The sequence below is a fragment of the Actinomadura sp. KC216 genome, from assembly GCF_004348535.1.
GTDB lineage: Bacteria > Actinomycetota > Actinomycetes > Streptosporangiales > Streptosporangiaceae > Spirillospora.
This window is the reverse complement of the sequence record NZ_SMJX01000484.1, coordinates 1-4,553: the sequence shown is the minus strand read 5'-3', so window position 1 is coordinate 4,553 and position 4,553 is coordinate 1. Positions and strand designations below refer to the sequence as shown.

Annotated in this window: 3 protein-coding genes; all 3 read right to left on the bottom strand. The window is 74.3% G+C overall.

Going from position 1 to position 4,553, the window contains the following annotated elements:
• Positions 1–531 (bottom strand): FAD-dependent oxidoreductase (locus tag E1264_RS40560; protein ID WP_132182565.1); only part of this gene is annotated, 531 nt, incomplete at its 3' end.
• On the bottom strand, positions 528–1,739 hold the full coding sequence (locus tag E1264_RS40555) for a pyridoxal-phosphate dependent enzyme (RefSeq protein ID WP_132182563.1): 1,212 nt from the start codon (positions 1,737–1,739) through the stop codon (positions 528–530). The genes E1264_RS40555 and E1264_RS40560, both read right to left, overlap by 4 nt.
• On the bottom strand, positions 1,727–4,553 hold a 2,827-nt coding region (locus E1264_RS40550; protein WP_165964639.1), incomplete at its 5' end, for a fatty acid--CoA ligase family protein. The genes E1264_RS40550 and E1264_RS40555, both read right to left, overlap by 13 nt.

Genomic DNA, 4,553 nt, shown 5'->3' with positions numbered 1-4,553 from the left:
GCGGGTCCCCGGACGGATCTCGGCGCCGTGCCGCACCGCCCGGTCGAGCAGGTGGCGGGTCAGCGCGACCGCGTCCACCCAGCCCTCCGCGGAGGCGTGCAGGACGCGGCCGGGGAGCCGCGCCTCCATGCCCAGGTCGGGGGCGGCGTCCCAGGCCAGGGGGTACCCCCAGGCCCGGAACCGGTCGGCGCGGCGGGCCAGGTCGGCCTCGCCCCCGTCGCTGCCATCGCCATCGGGCCCGGCCCCGGCCCCGGCCTCGGCCCCGGCGAGGAGGACGGACCCGCACGGGTGGTACCACGTCGGCAGCGCGGACTCGGACGCGAGCCGGGCGTGCTCGGCCATGCCCTCGGCGTTGAGGCGGAAGTAGTCGCGCGGCTCCTTGTCGAAGGCGCTGAGCCGGGCGAACGTGACGGCGGTCGTGCCGCCCGCCGGTCCGGCGGCCTCCAGGATGCGCACGTCCAGCCCCGCATGCGCCAATCGCCAGCCGACGGACGCGCCCACGATCCCGCCGCCGATGACGACCGCCCTCACCGCGCGCTCTCCACGCGCCGCGGCGTCGGGGCGTGCGGACGGTCCGCGCCCGTGACGACGACCAGGACCGGGGCGTCGGGGGCGATCTCACCGCGGTCGCGCGCGGCGATCATCCCGGCGAGCGCGGTGGCGCTGCTGTAGCAGGCGTCCAGCCCTTCGAGGTCCTTCAGCAGGCGCCGCGCGGCCCTGATCTCCTCGGTGCCGACGGAGGTGATCCGCCCGCCGGTGCTGCGGCACACCGTGTTGATGTACGGATACGACTGGGCGGGGTCGCCGCGCAGAATGGCCTCCGCGATTCCGCTGGGTGCCGGAATCCGGTGGCGGGCGTCGAACGTGGCGTCGCCGTTGCCGAAAGCGTGGGCCATGGGATCGCAGGTGTCCTGCTGGACGCCCGTGAACGCGGGCATCTTCGGCAGCTTGCCGAGCATCCGGTACTCCATCGCGCCCTTGTAGGCGCCGAGCAGCCCCATTCCGCTGCTGACGGCCTGGAAGACGTATTCGGGAGCCACCGGCATGTCGTCGAACGCCTCCAGATAGGCGAGCTTCAGCCCTTCCCGGCGGCTCGGATTGAAGAATCCGCCTTCGAGCCCGATTCCCGCTTCCCGGGCGAAACGGCGGGCGGAGATGTCGGCGGACACGAAGTCGGAGTCGACGACGTAGGTCCGGGTGGACGGATGGTCCGGGTAGTTCAGCCGATGCAGGAACTGCCGCCCGACGAAGATGTGCAGGGTGAAACCGCCGAGCAGGCGGGCCGCGCGCGCGAAGGACGTCGAGGTGTTCCCCGTCGAGGCCAGGGCGATCTCGCGGACGCCGAGCTCCGCGAACCGGGCGAGCGCGACGGAGGCGACGCGGTCCTTCGTCGACCGGGTCGGGTTCGACGTCTCGTCCTTGAGGTAGAGGGCGTCCATGCCGAGCCGCCTGCCGAGTTCCCGCGCGTGGATGCAGGCCGTGTTCCCCTCGCCGAGCCATCGCAGGACGTCCGGGTCGCGCACGGGGAGAAGGGCCGAATAGCGGCGCAGCGGGTCATGGGAATCGGTGAAGGACGTGATGGACAGGTCGTGGATCGCGTCCACGGCGCCGTCGCAGTGCGCGCAGCGATTGCGGAGCAGGTCGTGCTGTTCGGTGCCGCAGCTGATGCAGCACCACCGGTAGCCGGGCCCGGCACCGAAGGTCTTGTCGAGCAGTTCCTGGTATTTCAGCTCCAGCATGTGTCCGTCCCTTCGGGGGCCTCGTCCATCCAGCGGTCCATGGACGATTCGGGGTCGCGGCAGCAGGCGGCCAGCAGCCGCCGGAAACGGTCGAGCAGGCGGTCGATGCGGGCCTGCGGAAAGACGGCAGGGTCGTACTTGGCGGCGAGGCGGAGCGTTTCTCCCGCGTCGCCTTCGGGCCTCGCGGTCAGCAGGAGGTCGACGGGGAAGCGCTGGCGGACGTCCTCGGCGTGCTCGGCGTCCTGGGCGTGCTCCGGGTCGAGATGGTGCGCCGTGCAACCGTCCAGGTCGAGCGGCGGGGCGGCTGGAAGCGTCTCGAAGACGACGAACTGCGACTCCACCACCAGGGTCATCAGGTCGGGGATCTCCTCGCACAGCGCCAGCAGCGGGACCTGGCCGTGCGTCAGCGCGTCCCGGACGACGCCCGCCGCGGCGCCGGCCGCCTCCGTGAACGTCCGTCCGGGCGGCGCGTCCACGCGCAGCAGCACGGGGTTGAGCAGGAGCCCGACCATCCGGTCCGTTTCGGGTGTCTCGCGTGCCGCGTGGAGCGTCAGCAGCCGGACGTCCCGGTCGCCGGTGTCGAGGGCGAGGAGCCGGGCGAGCGCCGCCAGCAACACGGCGAACACGGAGGCCCGGTTCCGCCGCGCGAGATCGGTCAGGGCGGCGGTCTCGGCGGCTGGGAGCAGCACGGTCGCCGACCGCGTCGGGCGGCTCTCGGCGGGCGCGGCGTGCGGGCCGGTCAGGCGGATGGGGGAGGCGCGCGCCGCCTGCCTCGCCCAGTAGCGCAGCGCCGAAAGGTGGGGCTCGGCGTGCCGCCAGCCGGTGTCGGCGAAGAACGTCTCGTCGGTGTGCCGCACGTGATCGCCGTAGCCGGACGGCGCCTGAAGCGCGGCGGGACGGCCGCCGACCGCGGCGTTGTACAGCTCGGCCAGCTCACCGGCGATCACGGTCAGGGACGAGGCGTCCGCGACCAGGTGATGGACCCGGATCACCAGCAGATGCTCGGCGGGCGAGGCGCTGGTCAGATCGACGGCCAGCACCCGCCCCGACTCCGGATCGAGCGGCCGGAACCGGGCAGGGGCCGGATGGTGGACGAACACGTCCGGACCGCGGTCGAGGACGATCTGATGCCCGGCGGACGCGTCCAGCAGGACCCGCGTCCGCAGCGCCTCATGCCGCTCGACCAGCCGATCGACGGCCGTCGCCAGCGCCGCCGCGTCGAGCCGCCCGGTGATCCGGTACTGGAGGGACAGCGCGAAGTCGGGATGCCGCGCGCCGCCCGGACGCCGGTAATGGTCGAGGTACCAGAACACGGTCTGCGCCGGTGCGAGCGGCAGCGGGCGGGTGCGGTCGGGAGGCCGCCGCCGCGGCCGCGCCGGCGCGGGGCCGGTGGGGGCGCGTCCCGCGTCGATGAGGGCGGCCACCTTCCGCACGGTGGGGGCGGCGTACATGGCCCCGGGCGGCGGCGCGGACCCGAACATCCCGGCCAGCTTCGCCGTGCAGCGGGCCGCGAGCAGCGAGTTCCCGCCGAGTTCGAGGAAGTCGTCGGTGACGCCGACCCGGTCGATCCCGAGAAGACAGGCCCAGAGCGCGGCGATCGACGCCTCCGTCGCCGATTCCGGCGGAACGTAGGGCGTGCTCAGCTCGGGCCGGGGCTGTCGGGCCCGCCCGGCCCGCACGGCGGACGGCGGGCCGGAGGATCCGTCATAGCCGTTGCTCGCCGCCAGGAGCGGGGCGGGGGAGTCCAGCAACGCCTTCCGCTCGATCTTGCCGAGGCCGCTGCGCGGGATCTCGTCGACCCGGTACAGCGCGTCGGGGACCTTGAAGTACGACAGCCGCTCGCGGCACGCGGCGAAGATCCGCGCCGCGTCCAGGCCGCCGGAATCGGGGACGAGGAACGCCACCGGCACCTCGCCCAGGATCTCGTGCGGCCGCCCGGCGACGGCGGCGTCCGCGACGCCCGGTACCGCGCGCAGCACCTCCTCGACCTCGGCGGGCGCGATGCTCTCCCCGCCCCTGCGGATCAGCTCGCCGATCCGGCCGCCGATGGTGAGGAAGCCGTGCCCGTCCGTCCGGCCGAGGTCGCCGGTGCGGTACCAGCCGTCCCGCACCCGCCGCTCCGTCTCCGCCGGACGGCCGTGGTAACCGGCCATCACGCCGGGGCCGCGCACCCACACCTCGCCTTCGGCTCCCGAGCCCGCGCCCGTGTCCTTCCCGGTCGCCGGGTCGACGAGGCGGATCGCGACACCGGGCACGGGCGGGCCCGCCGACCCGGGCGCCCGGCGGCCCGACAGCCGGTTCATCGCGACCGGCCCGGACGTCTCCGTGCACCCGTAGCCGCCGATGAGCGGCTTGCCGAACGTCCGCTCGAACGCCGCGCACAGCGCCTCCGTCGCCACCCCGCCCGCGCACAGGCACAGCCGCGGCCGGCGGCCGGGCCCGAAGCCGTCCGGGCCCGCCGCCCGGACCAGCTGGTGGTACATGGCGGGCACGCCCGCGAGGACGGTGAACGGTTCGGCGCGGAGGGCGGCGAGCACGTCGCCGGGGTCGAAGCCGCCGAGGATCCTGGCCGACGCCCCCGTCGCCACCACCCCGTGCAGGCACAGGACGTGGGAGAAGCTGTGCGAGAGCGGCAGCGGCCAGAGCAGGCGGTCCCGCTCGTCCAGGCCGAGGACGCCGGTGAAGCAGGCCGCGACCGACCACAGCCTGTTCCGCTGCGTGGACAGCACGCCCTTCGGACGGCCGCTGGTACCGGACGTGTAGAGCATCCAGGCGACGTCGTCCAGAGGGAGATCGTCGGGGGCCGGGCGGGCG